This is a genomic window from Micropruina sp., from assembly GCF_047602385.1.
Lineage (GTDB): Bacteria > Actinomycetota > Actinomycetes > Propionibacteriales > Propionibacteriaceae > Micropruina.
This window is the reverse complement of the sequence record NZ_JASGHL010000002.1, coordinates 437844-454892: the sequence shown is the minus strand read 5'-3', so window position 1 is coordinate 454892 and position 17049 is coordinate 437844. Positions and strand designations below refer to the sequence as shown.

The 17049-nt window shown below is 70.2% G+C and carries 13 protein-coding genes; 3 read left to right on the top strand and 10 right to left on the bottom strand.

The annotated features are described in order from the left end of the window. Nucleotides 1-538: 538 nt before the first annotated feature. The 5 genes from QM711_RS07040 to dtd form a co-directional block, all read right to left on the bottom strand. Nucleotides 539-1423: an NUDIX hydrolase gene (locus QM711_RS07040; RefSeq protein WP_415097682.1), complete on the bottom strand. Its 885-nt coding sequence runs from the start codon at nt 1421-1423 to the stop codon at nt 539-541. Beyond that, the gene (locus QM711_RS07035; protein ID WP_415097680.1) at nt 1420-3525 is read right to left on the bottom strand and encodes an RNA degradosome polyphosphate kinase; all 2106 of its coding nucleotides are present in this window, start codon (nt 3523-3525) and stop codon (nt 1420-1422) included. Before QM711_RS07035 ends, QM711_RS07040 begins: the two co-directional genes overlap by 4 nt. Continuing rightward, entirely contained in the window at nt 3515-4360 is an 846-nt protein-coding gene (mshD, locus tag QM711_RS07030; protein WP_415097678.1) for a mycothiol synthase, read from the bottom strand. The genes QM711_RS07035 and mshD overlap by 11 nt, the downstream gene beginning before the upstream one ends. Nucleotides 4361-4467: 107 nt before the next feature. After that, entirely contained in the window at nt 4468-5109 is a 642-nt protein-coding gene (locus tag QM711_RS07025) for a winged helix-turn-helix domain-containing protein (protein WP_415097676.1), read from the bottom strand. A gap of 119 nt (nt 5110-5228) precedes the next feature. Next, a complete protein-coding gene (gene dtd, locus QM711_RS07020) occupies nt 5229-5654 on the bottom strand; it encodes a D-aminoacyl-tRNA deacylase (protein WP_415097674.1) in 426 nt (141 codons plus the stop codon). A 42-nt stretch (nt 5655-5696) separates the two neighbouring features. Here dtd and QM711_RS07015 point away from each other — a divergent pair, with 42 nt between their 5' ends. The 3 genes from QM711_RS07015 to QM711_RS07005 are packed head-to-tail and all read left to right on the top strand — an operon-like array spanning nt 5697 to nt 7238. Then, the gene (locus tag QM711_RS07015) at nt 5697-5822 is read left to right on the top strand and encodes a hypothetical protein (RefSeq protein ID WP_415097672.1); all 126 of its coding nucleotides are present in this window, start codon (nt 5697-5699) and stop codon (nt 5820-5822) included. Nucleotides 5823-5829: 7 nt separating this feature from the next. Then, complete coding sequence (locus tag QM711_RS07010; protein WP_415097670.1) at nt 5830-6327, top strand: FABP family protein; 498 nt, start codon at nt 5830-5832, stop codon at nt 6325-6327. Then, nucleotides 6324-7238 (top strand): YgfZ/GcvT domain-containing protein, encoded by a 915-nt coding sequence (locus QM711_RS07005; protein ID WP_415097668.1) that lies wholly within the window; start codon nt 6324-6326, stop codon nt 7236-7238. The genes QM711_RS07010 and QM711_RS07005 overlap by 4 nt, the downstream gene beginning before the upstream one ends. A gap of 280 nt (nt 7239-7518) precedes the next feature. Here the strand turns inward: QM711_RS07005 and QM711_RS07000 are convergent, their stop codons facing one another. From QM711_RS07000 to QM711_RS06980, 5 genes are all read right to left on the bottom strand, one after another. After that, on the bottom strand, nt 7519-8721 hold the full coding sequence (locus QM711_RS07000; RefSeq protein ID WP_415097666.1) for a DUF480 domain-containing protein: 1203 nt from the start codon (nt 8719-8721) through the stop codon (nt 7519-7521). A gap of 10 nt (nt 8722-8731) precedes the next feature. Further along, nucleotides 8732-10957 (bottom strand): CHAT domain-containing protein, encoded by a 2226-nt coding sequence (locus tag QM711_RS06995; protein ID WP_415097664.1) that lies wholly within the window; start codon nt 10955-10957, stop codon nt 8732-8734. Nucleotides 10958-12465: 1508 nt separating this feature from the next. Further along, a complete protein-coding gene (locus QM711_RS06990) occupies nt 12466-12708 on the bottom strand; it encodes a hypothetical protein (protein ID WP_415098629.1) in 243 nt (80 codons plus the stop codon). A 1961-nt stretch (nt 12709-14669) separates the two neighbouring features. Continuing rightward, a complete protein-coding gene (locus tag QM711_RS06985) occupies nt 14670-15170 on the bottom strand; it encodes an Hcp family type VI secretion system effector (RefSeq protein ID WP_415097662.1) in 501 nt (166 codons plus the stop codon). A 78-nt stretch (nt 15171-15248) separates the two neighbouring features. Then, nucleotides 15249-17024, bottom strand: a complete 1776-nt coding sequence (locus QM711_RS06980; protein ID WP_415097660.1) for a sugar-binding protein — start codon at nt 17022-17024, stop codon at nt 15249-15251. Nucleotides 17025-17049 lie beyond the last annotated feature (25 nt).

The following is a 17049-nucleotide window of genomic DNA, read 5'->3' as shown; positions in this document are numbered from 1 at the left end:
GCCGGGGATGGACATGATCGTCACCGGGTGACGCCGGTCTCGGCGGTGTACTGACACGCTTGCCGAGTCGCGACCAGTCGCGGCGCACACCTGCGGCGAACGCTATCCCCGCGTGGTCGAGTCCACCGGACTCCTGGCCGGCTCACACACCAATGCCGCCGAGACGACGAGATCGACAGCAGTCCGACACCTCGCCGACCGGACGATTCGGGTGCCTACCGGCTGGAGTCGACCGATCCGCGCCCAGTGGCAGACGAAGATTCAGCCGTGAGATCCCTACGGCCCGGCCCGGCGCTATTGGGTGAGCACCGGGGCGAACTCGTCCGCCGCTCGACCTCGGGCCCGCGCCGGAGTTCCCCGAGGCCGTCATCGACTACGACCGCCAGCGGTAGCCTCCCGGTCGCGCTGCGGTTCGTCGTCCCGAGTGACCAAAAGAACCGTCCCCGCGGTCACCGGGGACGGTTCTCTTGGTCACCGGGGACGGTTCTTTTGGTCACCGGGGACGGTTCTTTTGGTCACCGGGACGACGGCATGACGTTCACACCCGCGGTTTGTGCCACTCCACCGAGACGGTTTCGCCGTCCGGTGACAGGTGCGCCACCAGGACCGCGGCAGTGAGCATCGGGCGGGCCGGCACCCCCAGCGCCTCGAGCATCAGCGGCAGCACCGGGCGATGCCCGCAGATGGCTCGCGGGACGCCGCTGGCGGCGGTCTGCCTGATCAGCCGGTGCATCAGCTTCAGCACGGCGTCCGGGTTGTCCTTCGCCTTCTCCTCCGACAGGGTCGCCCAGCCCTGGACGTCCAGCCGCTTCGCCTTGGCGTACGGCGCGAGGGTGGTCATGCAGCGGGTGGACGCCGAGGAGTCGAGTTCGGTGATGCCGTAGGCGTCCAGCAGCGGGACCAGCCGCTTGCTCTGCCGGCGTCCGCGCGAACTGAGCTGGCGCAGTTGGTCCTTGCCGGACCAATGTTTGCGCTCCATCGCCTTGCCGTGCCGGACGATCAGCAGCGGGGTGGTGTCGGGCAGGGTCACAGCCTGCTCGAGCAGTTGCCGCTCGTCGGCGTAGGTCATCCGCTTCAGTGCGGACGGCACCGACAGCCAGACCCGGCGATCCACTTCGGAGTTGGGCCTGAACCGGCGCTGGCCGGTCGCTGTGCCGAGCCAGTAGGCGACCCGCTTGGTGCCGCTCGGGATCGGGTACTGGATCCGGTCCACCGGGTGCCGCAGCCGGATGATCGTCGCGGTCTCCTCCATGGTTTCGCGGACGGCGGCGGCGGCCAGGTACTCGTCCGGATCGAGTTTGCCCTTGGGCAGCGACCAGTCGTTGTAGCTGGGCCGGTGGATCACCAGCACCTGGGGCCGGCGTCCCTTCGGGTAGCGCAGCACGATCGCCCCGGCCGCCTCGACCAGCCGCTTGCGGCTCATCCCGCGCTCCGTTCGCCACGTCGCGCTCCCAGCGACGAGATCAGCCGCTCCTGCAGGTCGACCAGCGGCTTGCCCTCGATGTCGCTGGTGCGCTGATGCCAGCCGTCCTCTTCCAGTCCCCACGAGGCGGTCTGGTCGTCGAAAGCCAGGTCGAACAGGCTCTCGATGGTGGCGATGTGCCGCGGGTTGGTCAGTGACACCAGCACCTCGACCCGGCGATCGAGGTTGCGGTGCATCAGGTCGGTGGAACCGAGGCCGACCCGGGGCTGGCCGCCGTTGGCGAACCAGAACAGCCGGCTGTGCTCCAGGAACCGGCCGAGGATCGAGCGGACATGGATGTTGTCGCTCAGCCCGGGGACGCCGGCCTTCACCGTGCAGATGCCGCGCACCCACAACTCGACGCTGACTCCCGCCTGCGAGGCCCGGTAGAGGGCGTCGATGACGGCTTCGTCGACGATCGAGTTGACCTTGATCCGAATGCCCGCGGGGCGGCCGGCGCGGTGGTGCTCGATCTCGTCGGTGATGAACTCGATCAGGCCGCGACGGATGCCGTGCGGGGCCACCAGCAGCCGCTTGTAGTAGGTCTCCTGGCCCATTCCGGACAGGTGGTTGAACAGTCGTGCGACATCGTCGGTGACCACCGGGTTCGCGGTCAGCAGACCGACGTCCTCATACATCCGGGCCGTCTTCGGGTTGTAGTTGCCGGTGCCGATGTGGCAGTAGCGGCGCAGCCCCTCGGGTTCGTCGCGCACCACCAGGGACAGCTTGCAGTGCGTCTTCAGCCCGATCATGCCGTAGACGACGTGACAGCCGGCGCGTTCCAGCTTGCGGGCCCAGGTGATGTTGGCCTGCTCGTCGAACCGGGCCTTGATCTCGACCAGGGCCAGCACCTGCTTGCCGGCCTGCGCGGCGTCGATCAGGGCGTCCACGATCGGTGAGTCGCCGGACGTCCGGTAGAGCGTCTGCTTGATCGCCAGGACGGCGGGGTCGGCCGCGGCCTGCTCGATGAATCGCTGCACGCTGGTGGCGAACGAGTGGTACGGGTGGTGCAGCAGGACGTCGCGGTGGCGCAGCGCGGCGAACATGTCGGCCGGCATCGCGGTCTCGACCTCGGCCAGTTCCGGGTGGGTCTTGGGCAGGAAGGCCGGGTACTTCAGCGATTCGCGGTCCAGGTCGGCCAGTGAGAACAGCCCGCGCAGATCGAGCGGTGCCGGCAGCTTGAAGACCTCCTTGTCCGAGATGTCCAACTCGCTTACCAGCAGGTCGAGCATCCGGTCGTCGATGTCGTCCTCGACCTCGAGCCGGACCGGCGGACGGCCCACTTTGCGGCGCAGCAGCTCCTTCTCCAGCGCATGCAGCAGGTTCTCGGCGTCGTCCTCCTCGACCTCCAGGTCTTCGTTGCGGGTGACCCGGAAGGTGGAGTGGCTGAGCACCTGCATGCCCGAGAACAGCCGGTCGAGGTGGTGCGCGATGACGTCCTCGATGGCGATGAAGCGGGCGTCGCCCAACTGCAGGAAGCGGCTCAGCAGGGTGGGCACTTTCACCCGGGCGAACTGGCGGGCGCCGGTCATCGGGTTCTTCAGCAGCACGGCCAGGTTGTTGCTCAGGCCCGAGATGTAGGGGAACGGGTGCGACGGGTCAACGGCCAGCGGGGTCAGCACCGGGAAGATCCGCTCCTCGAAGAGCGTGGTCATGGTCTGCTTCTCGGTGTCACTGAGCTCGTCCCAGCGGAGCACCTCAATGCCGTGCTCGGCCAGTGCCGGACGGACGTCCTCGGCGAAGGTCCGGGCCTGCCGCTCGACCAGGTCCCGGGCCCGGGTCAGCATCAGCTCGTAGAGATCCCGGGGCAGGATGCCGGACGCCGACGGCACCGCCACCCCGGCGGCGATCCGGCGCTTCAGGCCGGCCACCCGGACCATGAAGTACTCGTCCAGGTTGGAGGAGAAGATGGCCAGGAAGCGGGCCCGTTCCAGCAGTGGGACGCGGGCAGCGTCCCTGGCCAGGTCGAGTACCCGGTTGTTGAACGCCAGCCAGCTCAACTCGCGGTCGGAGAACCGGTCGTCCGGCAGTTCGGCGATTTCGGTCACGGGTTCAGCTGTCATCGCTGCTCCTGGGGGAATCGTCGGGGCCGTACAGGACGTCGCGGTGCACCACCGCGAAGCCGACCCGCTCGTACAGTTTTACCGCCCGCACATTGGACGCTTCAACGTACAGGTGGACCGTCGTCGAACCGGTCACGGCAAGGTGCTCGAGTCCGGCGGCCAGCAGCCGCCGGCCGAGCCCGGTGCCCTGCGCCCGCGGATGGGTGGCCAGGATGTAGACCTCGCCCTTGCCGTCGGGGTGTCGTTTGGTCCAGTGGAAGCCGGTCAGGCCATCGGCGTCGGCGCTGACCAGGAACCCGGCGGGGTCGAACCATGGCTCGGCCATCCGGGCGTCCAGGTCGGCGCGGGAGAAGTGCCGCTGCTCGGGGTGCCAGTCGAAGGCGGCGGCGTTCAGGGCGAGTAACTGGTCGGCGTCGGTGCCGACGTCGAACGGCCGGACGCCGTCGTAGGTCGCCCCCGATGGCGGGTCGAGCGGACGTTCCATCACCAGCAGCCGTCGTCGCTCGGTCAGCCCGCGGGCGGCCGCGAACGCCTGCGCGGCCGGGGTGTCGCCGAACGCCCACACGTCGTGGCCGGCGATGTCGAGCAGCAGCCGGCTGCCGAGACCGCGGCGCCGCAGTTCGGGGTGCACGAACAACTGGGCGGTGCCATGCCTGGAATTGCTTTGCGCGTAGCCGGGCGGTTCCGGGCCGTCGGTCAGCAGGTGATGCCCGACCGTCGGGTCGTCACCGGTGAGCGCGAGGACGGCATCCTCGTTGAGCGGGTACTCGCCGTCTGCCTCGGCGACGATCGCGGCGAGGCCGCGGATACGGTCCACATCGTCCGGGCCCAACATGGCCCTCAGGCTAGTGGACTGTCGTCCCCGATGCGTGCGCTGGCTGTTCTCCGCCCGCACCTCCGGCGCGGGGGACAGGCCGACGAGACGATTGCTCGCCGAGGGGGTTACGGCGTGAAGCGGTAGCCCACGTTGCGGACAGTGCCGATCAGCGCTTCGTGCTCGGTGCCCAGCTTGGCCCGCAGCCGCCTGATGTGGACGTCGACGGTGCGGGTGCCGCCGAAGTAGTCGTAGCCCCACACGTCAGCCAGCAGGTGCTCCCGGCTGAACACCCTGCCGGGGTGGGTGACCAGGTACTTCAGCAGCTCGAATTCGGTGTAGGTGAGGTCGAGCGGCACGTCGCCGAGCCGAGCCGAGTACGCGGCTTCGTCGATCACGATCCCCCCGGACTGGATCAGCCCCTCGGCGTCGTTGACGGCGAGCAGCAGCCGGATCCGGGCGTCGAACTCGGCCGGGCCGGCGCCGTCCAGAATGAAGTCGGCCACTCGCCAGTCATCGTTCAACGCGGCGAGGCCGCCTTCGGTGACCACCAGCAGCACGGGCAGGGTGATGCCCGAGGAACGGAACAGCCGGCAGATGGTCCGTGCCGCGGCCAGATCACTGCGACCGTCGATCACGATCGCGTCGGCGGTGGCGGACTCGGTGAGCGCGGTGGTGTCGGCGGGCGCGCTGCGCAGCTCATGCGGGAGCAGCCCGATCGCGGGCAGGACCGACTCGGGACGCACGCCCTCGACGAGCTGGTTGCTCACGACAAGCAGTGATGCCATGCACACCCCCGTTCGACCGGTTACAGAATAGTGACCGGCACGTCACTAGACCCGACCCGATCCGGTCAGCGGTCTGTAACCCCACCGTCACACGGCTGTGTTTAAAGTTCCAGGACTATGGTCATCGGCCCGTCATTGACCAGGGAAACCTCCATCATCGCGCCGAACCGGCCGGTCTCGACGACGGCACCGCGGCGGCGCAGCGCCGCGACGAAGGCGTCCACCAAAGGCTCGCTGATTCCTCCGGGGGCGGCCGCGTTCCAGGACGGCCGGCGTCCCTTCCGGGTGTCGGCGTACAGGGTGAATTGGCTGACCACCAGCAGCGGGGCTGCGGTCTGGGCGCAGCTGCGTTCCTCCCGCAGGATGCGCAGGTTCCAGATCTTCTCGGCCAGCGCGTCCGCCATCGCGACAGTGTCGTCGTGGGTGACTCCGACCAGCACCAGCAGCCCGGGTTCGTCGATCGCCCCGACCACCTCGCCGGCCACGCTGACCGAGGCTTTGCTGACCCGCTGGACGACCGCTCGCATGGGCAGGAGGGTAGCGGGTCGCGCCGCACTAGACTTCCGCAGGTGGTGGAGTTGACGGCCGCCGTGCTGACGGCGGGCACGATCGCACTGATCGTCGCCGCGGCTGTGGTGTTGATCGCCGCGCTGGTGGTCGTCGTCCGCATCTTCACCGATAAGCAGCAGGAGTGATTCGTTCATGAGCTTTGAGATTCCCGCAGACCTGAACCCCGCCTTGGTCGGCCTGGCCTGGCTGCGCGGCCGCTGGGAAGGCACCGGGTACCGGGAGTGGCCGGGCGAGGAGAAGATCCAGTTCGCCCAGCAGATCGACTTCGCCGACAACGGCGGCGATTACCTGCACTACCTGGCGCAGGCGTTCGAGGTGGACGCCGACGGCCGTCCGACCAAGCCGCTGATGATGGAGACCGGCTTCTGGCGTCCGCTGCCGGACGGCACCGTCGATGTGGTGATGTGCGCCCCCGAGGGCTTCGCCGAGGTCTGGTACGGCAAGCTCAAACCGGGACGCCTCGACTTGGTCACCGACGCCGTCGTCCGCTCGCCGGACGCCGCCGTCGCCTACACCGCCGGCCGCCGCCTCTACGGCACCGTCGAGGGCAAACTGATGTACTCGTTCGACCGAGCCACCGAGGACGTGCCGCTGCGGCCCTACGTCTGGGCGACGCTGGTCCGCGGATGAGCGCCGTCCGGCATGAGTCGGGTCCGGACGCCGGCGCGGTCTGGCACTACGGTGACCCGATGCGTGAGCAGCGCCGGCTGGCCGCGGGCGAGGCGAGCGTCGATATGTCGCATCGTCCGGTGTTCAGCGTCGGGGGCGCCGACCGGCTCAGCTGGCTGAACAACATCGCCTCGCAGAAGCTGGACGACCTGGCTCCCGGTACGTGGTTCACCGCCTACATCCTGGACGCGCAGGGCCGGATCAGCCACGTCTTCGGCGGTGCGGACGACGGCTCGACGCTGTGGGCGACCACCGAACCGGGTCGCCTGGACGCGTTGTTGGCCTGGCTCCGGAGGATGCAGTTCGCGGCCCGGGTCGATATCGCCGACCGCAGCGAGTCGCACGCCATGGTGATCGCCGGCGGTCCGCGGATCGTGCCGCGCGAGCAACTGGACAAGGTGCTCGGCGAGCAGCGGGCCGGCACCTGGGCGGTGGACGCGCTCCGGATCGAGGCCGGCCAGCCGCGCACCTTCGTGGACACCGACGACAAGACCATCCCCAACGAGTTGGCCAATCCCGAGGGTGAGCTGCTGGGTGCCGGCGTGCACCTGAAGAAGGGCTGCTACCCGGGGCAGGAGACGGTGGCCCGGGTGTACACGCTGGGACGTCCGCCGCGTCGGCTCACCCGGCTGCACCTGGACGGCACCGCCGAGGCATTGCCCGAGGTCGGCGCCGACGTACTGCTGGACGGCCGGGTGGTCGGCCGGGTCGGATCGTCGGCCCGGCACCATGAACTCGGCCCGATCGCGCTGGCGCTGATCAAGCGCAACGTGCCCGCCGATGTCCCGGTGCTGGTCGACGGGATCGACGCCTCGCAGGAACTGATCGTCGACCCCGAGGTCGGGTTGCACGTCCGGCCGCGGTTGCGCTGACCTGCAAGCTCTCGCGCCCGCGCTCGGGTTGTGTCTGGGAAGCGGCCGACGCTGGGTTCGCATCCAGTGAGACTCTGTCGCCGGTCAACGCGCGTTTTGAACCAGGAGCTGGCGCTCAGCACACTGGCTCGCGCAGAAACGAGCGTTTTGCGTAGCGTCATTGCCCGCCATAAGGCTCGTTTCCGCGCGGGTGTGGCGCGGCGAGGGTCAGGCGTCCGCGAAAACGCACGTTTCGCCGCGACGCGTGACGACAGCATTGCAACGCCGCCTTGATCGGCGCCTACCGCCGCGCGACCACGTACAGCCGTTCGGTGGACGCCTCGTTGCCGGACGGCCCCCGCCGGTACCACTCGATCTCGGTCAACCCGGCGGCGGTGAACGCCGCCAACACCTCGGCCTGGTCGTGCAGGACGAAATCCAGCTCCACCGGTTCGCCAACCAACTCGGTGACCCGGCGCACCTCGTCCCCGGCGTGGACGGCGACCGCAAGCACCCCGCCCGGGGCCAGGGTGCGGGCCAGCGCAGCCACCGCCGGCGCCAGCTCCGAGCCGGCCAGGTGCACCAGCGAATACCAGGCCAGCACCGCGCCCCAGCCGGCCGCCGTCCGTGGTTTCAGCAGGGTGGACAGGTTGCCCACCGAGAAGTCCAGGCCGGGGAACTCCCGCGACGCCACCGCCACCATCTGTGGCGACAGGTCGACGCCGCTGACCGTGGCGCCGGTGTCGGCCAGGAACGCGGTGATGTGGCCGGGACCGCAGCCGACGTCCACGATCGGGTTTGATCCGGCCAGTGACGCGATCCGCTCCAGCAGCCAGATGTCGAACGGCTTCCCGGTGAGCTCGTCCCCGAGTTGCTCGAAGTACGCCTCGGCGACCCCGTCGTAGCCGTCCCGGACCTTCTGGTCGCGGACTCCCGCGCCCTCGGCCAGCACCACGTCCCGGTCCACCGCCGGAACGGGAACCGGCGCGCCCGCCGGTTCGGCGACCAGTCCCAGTAGGTGTACCCAGCGCCGGTCCTGCTGGCCGGGGCGGCGATCGAGCTCGCGGACCAACGGTTCGGGCAGTACGGCCATCCGGCGCAGCACCTGCTCGACGGCGTCCCGGTCGCTGAACGGGTACAGCCGGTCGGTGCGGGTCTTCAACTCACCCGGGGCCTGTGCGCCCCGCAGCAGCAGCACGGTGACCAGGGCACGCTCGTCCGGCTGCAGGCTGAGGGTCTCGTCGAGCAACTGGTGGTACTTCAACGTCCGTGACCCTTTGCCGGCCCAGACCACCCGGAGCAGGCCGCGTCCCTTCAGTTCGCGCGCCGCCGCCTCGATCTCCTGATCGGACAGATCGGTGACCGGGTCGCGGCTGGAGGTTTGGTTGCAGGCTACCCGTAGCCCGTTCAGGCTGAGCGGATAGCTGGTCGGGACGGTGCGCTGCTTCTCGAGCAGGCTGCCGAGGATCCGTTGCTCGGTGGCATCGAGGACGGGCAGCGCCATGGTGTAGAGCCTAGGGCTGCAACTCGAGCGCCTGCCAGTAGGCCGGACGCGCCCGGACGTTGAGGACCCGCTGCGGGTTGGTGCTGCGCACGCCGAGATTGCCGAAGCCCTTGGGACCGCGCTCGGACACCGACACATTGCCGGCCAGCACCACGCCGGCCTTGATCCCGTTGAGGCCCGTGGTGCGCCAGGGGATCTTTGCCTCCAGCACGTAGCCGGTCGGGGTCAGCGCGATCGCCGCGGTCAGCGTCGAGGCGTCCTTCGGAATCTCGAACGAGGCGCGCTTGCCGTCCGGCCCCAGGATCGCCCGCTGTGTCGCGGTGCCGGGACTGGCCGGCAGCCCGAACATGTAGAACGCGTCGGTCGGGCGGGCCAGGTCGTCGGCCTCCAGCCTGCTCTTGTCCGGTCCCAGCTCCATCAACACCGAGTCGCCCTTGTAGATCTGGGTGGGCTGGCTGGCGTCCGGCGGGTAGTGGCCGGGATCGGTGACCAGCGCCAGCAGGTACAGCGCCTCGTCGTCCCACATCAGGTAGATGTCGCCCTTGGCGTCGGACTTGCCGGCGATCTGGTTGTTGGCGTAGGACACCAGCTGCCACTGCCAGTCGTCGGTCCTGCCGTCGATGGTGACCGAGCCACGCAGCGCCTTCAGCGGCGGCACCGCTCGTAACGGCGGCAGCGGTGAGGTGGTCCGTCTGGTGGCGGTGGGGGACGGTGTCGGCACCGTCGGGGTCGGGCTGACCGGGACGGTCGGCGTCGGCGATTCGGTGACCCTCGGAACGCCGCCGGGGAAGAGGTAGGGCCAGCCGAAGAACACCGCCACGGCGAGGACGGCGGCGACCGCGGCGATGATCGCCCACTTCGGCCCGGACGGCGGACTCTCGACCGGTGGGCCGCCAGCAGGTGTGCCCCCGCTCGGCGGGCGATCGCGAGGGGGCAGCTGGGTGGTGGGCGCCACGGCGGGGGGCGGCCCGGCCGGCGGGGAGCCCATCTCGGCGCCGCCACCCCAACCGTCGCCGGGACCGGACGGCCAGGGCGGCACCACCACCGGAATCACCCGGGCACCCGCGCTCTCGGACGCCGCGACCGGCTGGTCGGACGGGTGCGGCGCGTTCGACGGCGTGCCCTGGTTCGCCACGTCGAAGATCCGGCCGTCGCTGGCCCGCAGGTAGAGCACCGGCGTGCCCCACTCGACGTCGTTGTCGTCGCTGAAGACCGCCACCCGGGCCTCGGCCAGCGCGGCATCGATCGGGTAGCCGTCGGCGATCGCGCTGTAGAACTCGGCGCTGAACACGGTCGCGGCCTCGTCGGTGATCTCGAACTGCATCGCTACCACCGCCGGGACGCCCTGGGCGACCAGGCTCTGCGCCACCCCGCCGAACGGATCGGCCGGCGACTGCCGGGCGCCCTCGCAGGCGTTCAGCAGCACCAGTCGCAGCTTGTCCTGGTCGTGGATGATCGTGGCCAGCGCCGAACCCGAGACCAGGTGCGCGAGGCGGTGGTCGTCCTCGAAGGCGAGCATGCCGTCGCCGGAGTGATCGTCGAAGCCGCCGTGGCCGATGAAGTGCAGCACGTGCACGGGCAGCCGGCGTAGCGTGCCGCGCAGGTCGGCGAGGCTGGCGTGCGGCAGCACGGTGACCCGCACCTGGCCGGACTGCTCGAGGCCGGCCAGAGCGTGCCCGATCCGGGCGACCTCGGCGTCCACGTCCAAGGTGGCGAGATTGGTCGGTGAACAGACCACCACCAGCACCTGCAGCGGCGGGGTCACGGTCAGCGGCGGGACGGCTCGCGGCTGCTCCAGGTAGCGCACCACCGGGGTCTTGGTGGAGAGCACCAGGAACTGCCGCAGGCTGGACGGGTACAGGTATTCCCAGGGCACGTCGGCGAGTTGTGGCGCCCTGTTCAGCCGCAGCCGGATCCGCAGGCCCTTGCCCTGGGCGTCCGCCTCGTCGAGGCTGCGCCGGAAGCAGGTGCCCACCTCGCCGGCGAACAGCGCGTCGTACAGGGTGCTGCCGAACTGCTTCGCCACCTGCTGGGTGGGCGAGCCGAGCGCCCGGACGCCCGAGCGGGTCCGGCCCAGCTTGAGGATCACGTTCTCCAGGGCGTCCGGGTTGAACGGGAAGGTCATCTGGCCGCTGGCCTCGCCGCGCGGCGACGACAGCACCGACACCTGGTAGCTGCCGGGCGTGCCGGACGCCTCGACCTCAAGGTCGAAGTCCAGGTAGTCCAGCGCGGCCACGGTCGCCTCCTACCCGGTCAGCCAGCTCGCGATCTGGGTGGCGACGTCACGCTGGCCGAAGAAGCTGCCGTGGTAGACGCCGCGCTCCTTGGGCAGCACCAGCCGGCGGTCGTCGCGGACCAGCATCGCGTCGTCGCCCTCGTAGACGCCGGCGGTGGGCACCACCAGATCGTTGGCGGCGCTGCCGAACACCCGGTCGACCATGACGTTCTCGGCGTTGCGCAGCGCCATCGCCCGCCAGCCCCCGGACGGGGTGAAATCGGCGGCGACCGCGAACTGTTCGGCGGGAATCTCCTTGGCGTTGAACCCGGCCAGGAAGTCGCCGGCGGAATCCATCGCGGCCAGCCCGGGAATGCCGACCAGGCCGTACTTGGCGATGATCTTGACCACCACCAGCACCGAGGTCAGTGTGGCCTCGACCACGGCGGCGGGGCCGTCCGGGATCAGGTTGACCATGGTGGTGATCCGGTCGATGAACGGCACCAGATTGGACGGCGTCGCCAGCGCGGTGCCGTGGTTGGCGCTGGCCACATGGGCGATCCGGCGGACGTCGAAAACCGGGTCGCCGCCCTGCCCGGCCAGCGCGCGGCTGACCAGCCCGCCGCGGCTGTGGCAGACGATGTCGGCCTCGATCTGGACGCCGTCCGGCACCAGTTCGCGGACCAGGTCGGCGTTGCCGAGCGGATCGATGCCGAGGGTGTGGTGGTCGATGGCCGCGACCCGTCCGCCGTAGTGGTCGCTGAGTGAGGCGAGCAGATCGGTCGGGAAGGCCTGGAAGGCGGTGTGGGTGTTGACGAAGGTGCCGTGCACGAACCACAGGCTGCGACCGGACGCCAGTCGCTGCCAGTCGGCGTCGGCCAGGCTGGGCACGTCGGCGCTGGTGTAGTCGGCGGTGCTGAAGCTGCGGGCGCGGGCGATCCGCGATTTCGACTCCCACAGCCGGGCGGCGGCGCCGGCCAGCGGCGGCACCACCAGTTCGGCCAGCGGCAGCGCGACCAGCTCGAGCACCTTGCGTCCGATCAGCCCGAAGACGCCGCGACTGGCGGCCTCGCCGGTCACCGGGGCGCTGGCGAATGCCGGCACGATGAACCGGACGACGTCGCCCGAACCGCGGGTGGTGGGCGCCAGCTCGTCCCCGGAGCCGACCGGGAAGTTCCAGCTGACCACGCCGTTCTCGTCCACGGCCAGCAGCACCTGGGCGACGTCGTCGCCGAGATCGGGGACGGTGACCTCCATCCCGGGCTCGTCGGAGACCGGAGCCCGCAGGTCACCGGCGGCGGCGTGCGGGACCGGTGTGACGTCCAGGGTGATCACCCGCAGCCGCAGGAAACCCTCCCGGGTGAGCGCGGCGTCCAGCGCGGCGCCGGAGCCGTCGACCTCGGGGGCGCGGGTGTCCGAGCCCGGGCCGACGTTGTGGGCGTCCGCACGCCCGCGCAGGCCGGGTGCGCGCACGGTGATGCCCTGGCCGAGATTGAACGCCCGTGAACTGCCGTCGAGAGTGGTGGCCATCAGTTGGTCTCCTGCCTGGAGAGGATCAAACCGGGATGCCCGTAATAGGCATAGGCCAGCGGGGTGGTCTGGTCGCGTTGCGGGAAGGCGGTGGTGAACCGGGCGCGCAGCTCGCGCATCACGTCGCCGACCGGCCGGCCCTTGCCGATGGTCTCGGCGTAGAAGGCGAGCGCGGTGTCCTTGGCGATGGTGTCGTTGACGTTCCACAGCGGCGCCACGAAGGCCCGGGCGCCGGCCCGCAGGAAGGCTGCCGCCAGGCCGCCCTCGATCAGTGCGCCACCGGTCTCGGTGCCCAGCTGGCCAGCAGTTCAGGAAGACCAGTGGGGCCGCGGTGCGGGTGAAGTCCGAGCCGATCACGATGGATTCGTCGATCCGGACCGACGAGTCGGACAGGATCACGCCGCTGTTGATCGGTGAATCGGGGTCGACCTCGCCGTGCGAGGCGACGTGCAGCACCTGGGCGCTGACCGGGGTGCCGCGGTCGGTCAACTCGCCTTTGAGCAGGGTGGCGACGTCCGCGGCCGTGGCCTTCACCCAGACCGAGGGCCGATAGGTGTCGGTGAGCTGGCGGCCCTCCTCGATGGCCTCCTTCAGCGACTTCATCCCCGAGCTCGGCCCGAACTCGCCGACCACCACGGCCAAGCTGCCGATCGTCATCGCCTCGGCGGGCGTCGCGGTCGGACGGCGCACCCCGGACGGCGTCTCCGGGCCGACCGGGCGCCAGCGTCCGACGATCGCCTGGGCGCCGAGCAGCTGGGGTGCGGCGGCGTCCACCAGGGTGCGGTCGACGATGAACTCCTCGTCGGTGGTGGCCAGTTCCCACGGCACCAGCGACTCCTGCGACACCAGCAGCAGGGTGGGTAGCCGTCCGGCGTTCTTGGCGATCCGCCAGACCGGCGCCAGCACCTTCCAGAACCACAGCGGCATCACGCTGGCCACCTCGGTGGCGACCCCGTTGATCCGCAGCTCGGCGGCGGCGCTGCCGTCCACCTGCGCCATCTCGCGGATCTTCCGCAGCGCGAAGGTCTCGGCGGTGTCCTGCTCCAGATGGGTGATCACCTGCTCGTCGGGCAGCGGGACGTCGTGGTCGGTGACGAAGGTCCACAGGAAGGTGCCGTCGGCCTCGCCGCGGCTGATCGAGACGGTCAGGTCGATCGGCACGCTCTGGTTGAGGTTGACCGCGACCTCGCCCCCGGACGTCGACGCCGGCGCCTGCGCCGGAGCGCCCGGGGCGACCAGCAGCTCCCGCCAGGCGGTGCCGATCAGCAGCCCGGTATGGCTGTATTCGACTTCGATCCGGCCCCGCCAGGGCTCGGTGACGCTCGGTGCGGTGAGGGTGAAGGTGGCGGTCTTCGCGGTCAGGTCGTCCGGGTCGAGGGCAAATTCTTGGCGAACCTGGTCGACGGTGAAGTTCTCGGCCTTGATTTGCAGCGTCAGCACGGTCGAGGTGCGGTCCGGGGTGATCGTCATCACCGCACCCTGGACGCCGGCCTGGGCCTGCTTGGAGAGTCCGACCACGACGTCGAAGGTGGCCGCCGGCGCCACCGTCTCGGGGACGTCCACCCGCGGGTAGGCCTGAACGGGGGTGGCGCTCGCAGTCGGCGGCAGCGGCTCTTCGGTCGCTCCCGGCGCCGGTTCGCCGGGTGCGGGCGGCATCGGCATCGGCGGCGGCGCCATCGGCATCGGCGGCGGTGCTTGCGGCGGTGGTGCGAAGTCGATCCCGCGGGTCGGGCCGCGGTCCGTGCCCCGGGTGGGGCCAGGGTTGGCCCAGGTCGTCGTCCCGGGTTGCCAGCCGACCGCGCGGGTGCCGTCCACCACCAGGCCGCACCACTGGCCGGACAGCACGTCGGCGTCCGAGAGCTGCCGCACCTCGCCGGCGCCGTGTTCATGCAGATCGAGCGAGACGCCCAGCGGCATGCGCGGGTCGAGTCCGGGCCCCATCACCCGGGCGCGGTCGGCGTCGGACAACGGGTACCACAAGACGGCACCGGTGGCCCGTGGGTCGCGGCGCCGCACCACGGCCATCTCGGTAGCGCCGATCGACTCCATCGCCGCGCGCGCTGCGGCGAGAGTCATGGCGGCATCAAGTACAACGACCGGATCCATCGACGGCTCCTCTCGGGCACAAAGAGGTGGCGCGATCGTGCAGTGATACGCAGCGTAGGACTCGGCGCCTCCGGCGAGAAGGGTTCAGCGACGCCAACTACTTCGGACGCCACACCCCACCGCTGGCCGGCGAGGGCACCGGGGAGCCCTGGGACGGCTGGGTGGTGGTCACCGGATCGCCGGCGCGGCCGTCCGCGGCCGGCACCCGGACGGTGAAGCTGACCGAGGCGAAACTCAACCGGAACTCGTCCAGCACCACATCCGCGCCGCCGCTGGCGGTGTAGCTGCTCACCCGGCTCTCAATGAGGCGGATCTCGGTGGTCATGCCTACGCGGCCCGGGCCCTGCTCGCTGGTGAGAACCGCCTCGGGGAGCATCCGGCCGGTCGCGCAGGCCTCGAACAGCCGGGGCGAGGCGCTGCCGGAGCGACAGCTGAGGGTGAGATCGGTGAACTGCGGCCGGCCGACACGGGCGCCGGTACCGAAACTTCCGCTGGCGACGGTTGCTCCGAAACTCCAGGCGTCGATCTCGATGGCGCCTTCGTGGCGGTCGGCGTGCGAGTCGCCGGCGATCCCGGGGATGGCCAGGTAACTGGGCATGCGTGCCTCCTAGCGACGTCGGGGGATGAAGCTAACGCTATCCAGCGGTTCCGGGAAGGGTGCTGAATTACGTAGTGCTCAGGGGACGAGATCGAGGACCTGCCAGTAGGCGGGATGGGCGCGCAACTGGCGGGTCCGCTGGTCGTTGCTGGTGACCATGCCGGTCTTGTCCGGGGTGGTCCGATCGCAGATCACCAGGTTGGCGGCCAGCTTGACGCCTGGCTGTGGAAAGACGTTGAGGCGCGTGTCCGCCCACGGAATCCGTGCTTCCAGCACGTAGCCGGGCTGGCCGTCCGGCCGGTTGCCGAAGACGGCCTGGACCTGAGTGGTCCACATCGGGGGCTCGAACGACTGGGCGTTGCTCGACCGGCCCATCACCCCGACCAGTGCGGGAGTCGCCCGCCCGAACATGTAGTAGGCGTCGGCCTGACGCGCCCACGCCTCTTTGTCCGCGGGACGCTCGGGGCCCAACTCCAAGATGACCGAGTCGCCCTCATAGAGCCGGTTCAAGTTGGCCGGATCCGGGGAGGTGCGCTTGGTGTCGCTGACCATGGCCATCACGTACAGGGCTTGCGAGTCCCACATCAGGTAGATGCTCCCGCGGGTGCTGGTGGGTGCGGTCTCGGGGATCTGCAGGTCGGCCCGGATCTCTTCTCGCCACTGCCAGTCGGCGGTGTTTCCGTCCAGCGTGAGGCCGCCGTCGGCTACCCGAACCGCGTGGAGGAGCGGCTTGTCGGTCACCGGAGGCAGCGACGCCGGAGGCGTTGGCGGCGACGGGGACGCCGACGGCTTGAGCAATTGCGCGCACACCGGATCAGACCAGCCAGACTCTCGCCCGCCTCGAATCACCCTGAGATGGAAGCAGACCAGCTCACCGGCCGGCAGGTCCTTGACCACCTCGAGGTTGCGCTCGCCGGACAGCAAGCGCGGCTCCTCCGCCTGCTGGACACCGGTCCGGTCGGTCCGTTGCAGCTTGTAGTTCTGCGCCGATTCCAAGGGCACCCAGCTGACCCTCGCCGAAGTGGAGTCCACCCCGACCACCTTCAGGCCAGTTGGCTTGGGCGGGGCACCGCGGGGTTCGAGCGACGGCGGCAAGGGCTGCGGAACCTGCACGATGCCCGGCATGGCGAGAATCCGCGGCGTGAACAGGATGAGCACGGCGAGCAGGACGACCACAGCGGTGGTGACCGGAATCCAGCCCGACGGCGTCTGGGTGAACGCGGCCTCGGCGGTTGCGACCGGCTGGCCGTCCGCGCGGAGGCCGAACACCCGGAACGGACGGCGGGCCGGCGTCCGCCACTGCATCGGGCGTTTGGCGATCGCCCGCACCTCGACCTCGGCGCGTCCACCCGGCGGCAGGGTCACGCTGGCCGGCTGGATCCGGAAGCCGAGGGTCTCGTCGGGGTCGACGGCGTCCACCCGCAATGAGACGGCGTCGTTGCCGGCGTTGGTCAGGCTGAGCTGATGCCGCCCCTGCCAGTTGCCGGACGAGGTGACCGGGGTGATCGTTGCCTGCACGCTGAGCACCGCGATGACCTCGACCACCGCCTCGGCGGCCGCGCTGAACTGCGGGTCGAGGGTCGAGCGGGCCAGCACGCCGTAACCCTGCCGTCCGCCCGGGACGCTGGTTCCCGCCGGCGGCTGGAAGGTGACGGTGACGGTGGCTTCCTGGTGCGGGTATACCGACACCTCGGCCGGCTCGACCCGCGACCAGGCCGCGGACGGCCCGAGCACCTGTACCTGATAGCCCTCGACCACCGTGCCGGTGTTGGCGATCGTGACCTGCACCCGCGCCTGACCACCCGGCTGCACGGAGGTCAGCGCGGCGTCGAGGCGGATGATCGGGTCGGCCACAGCCAGATCCTATTGGTCGCGACCC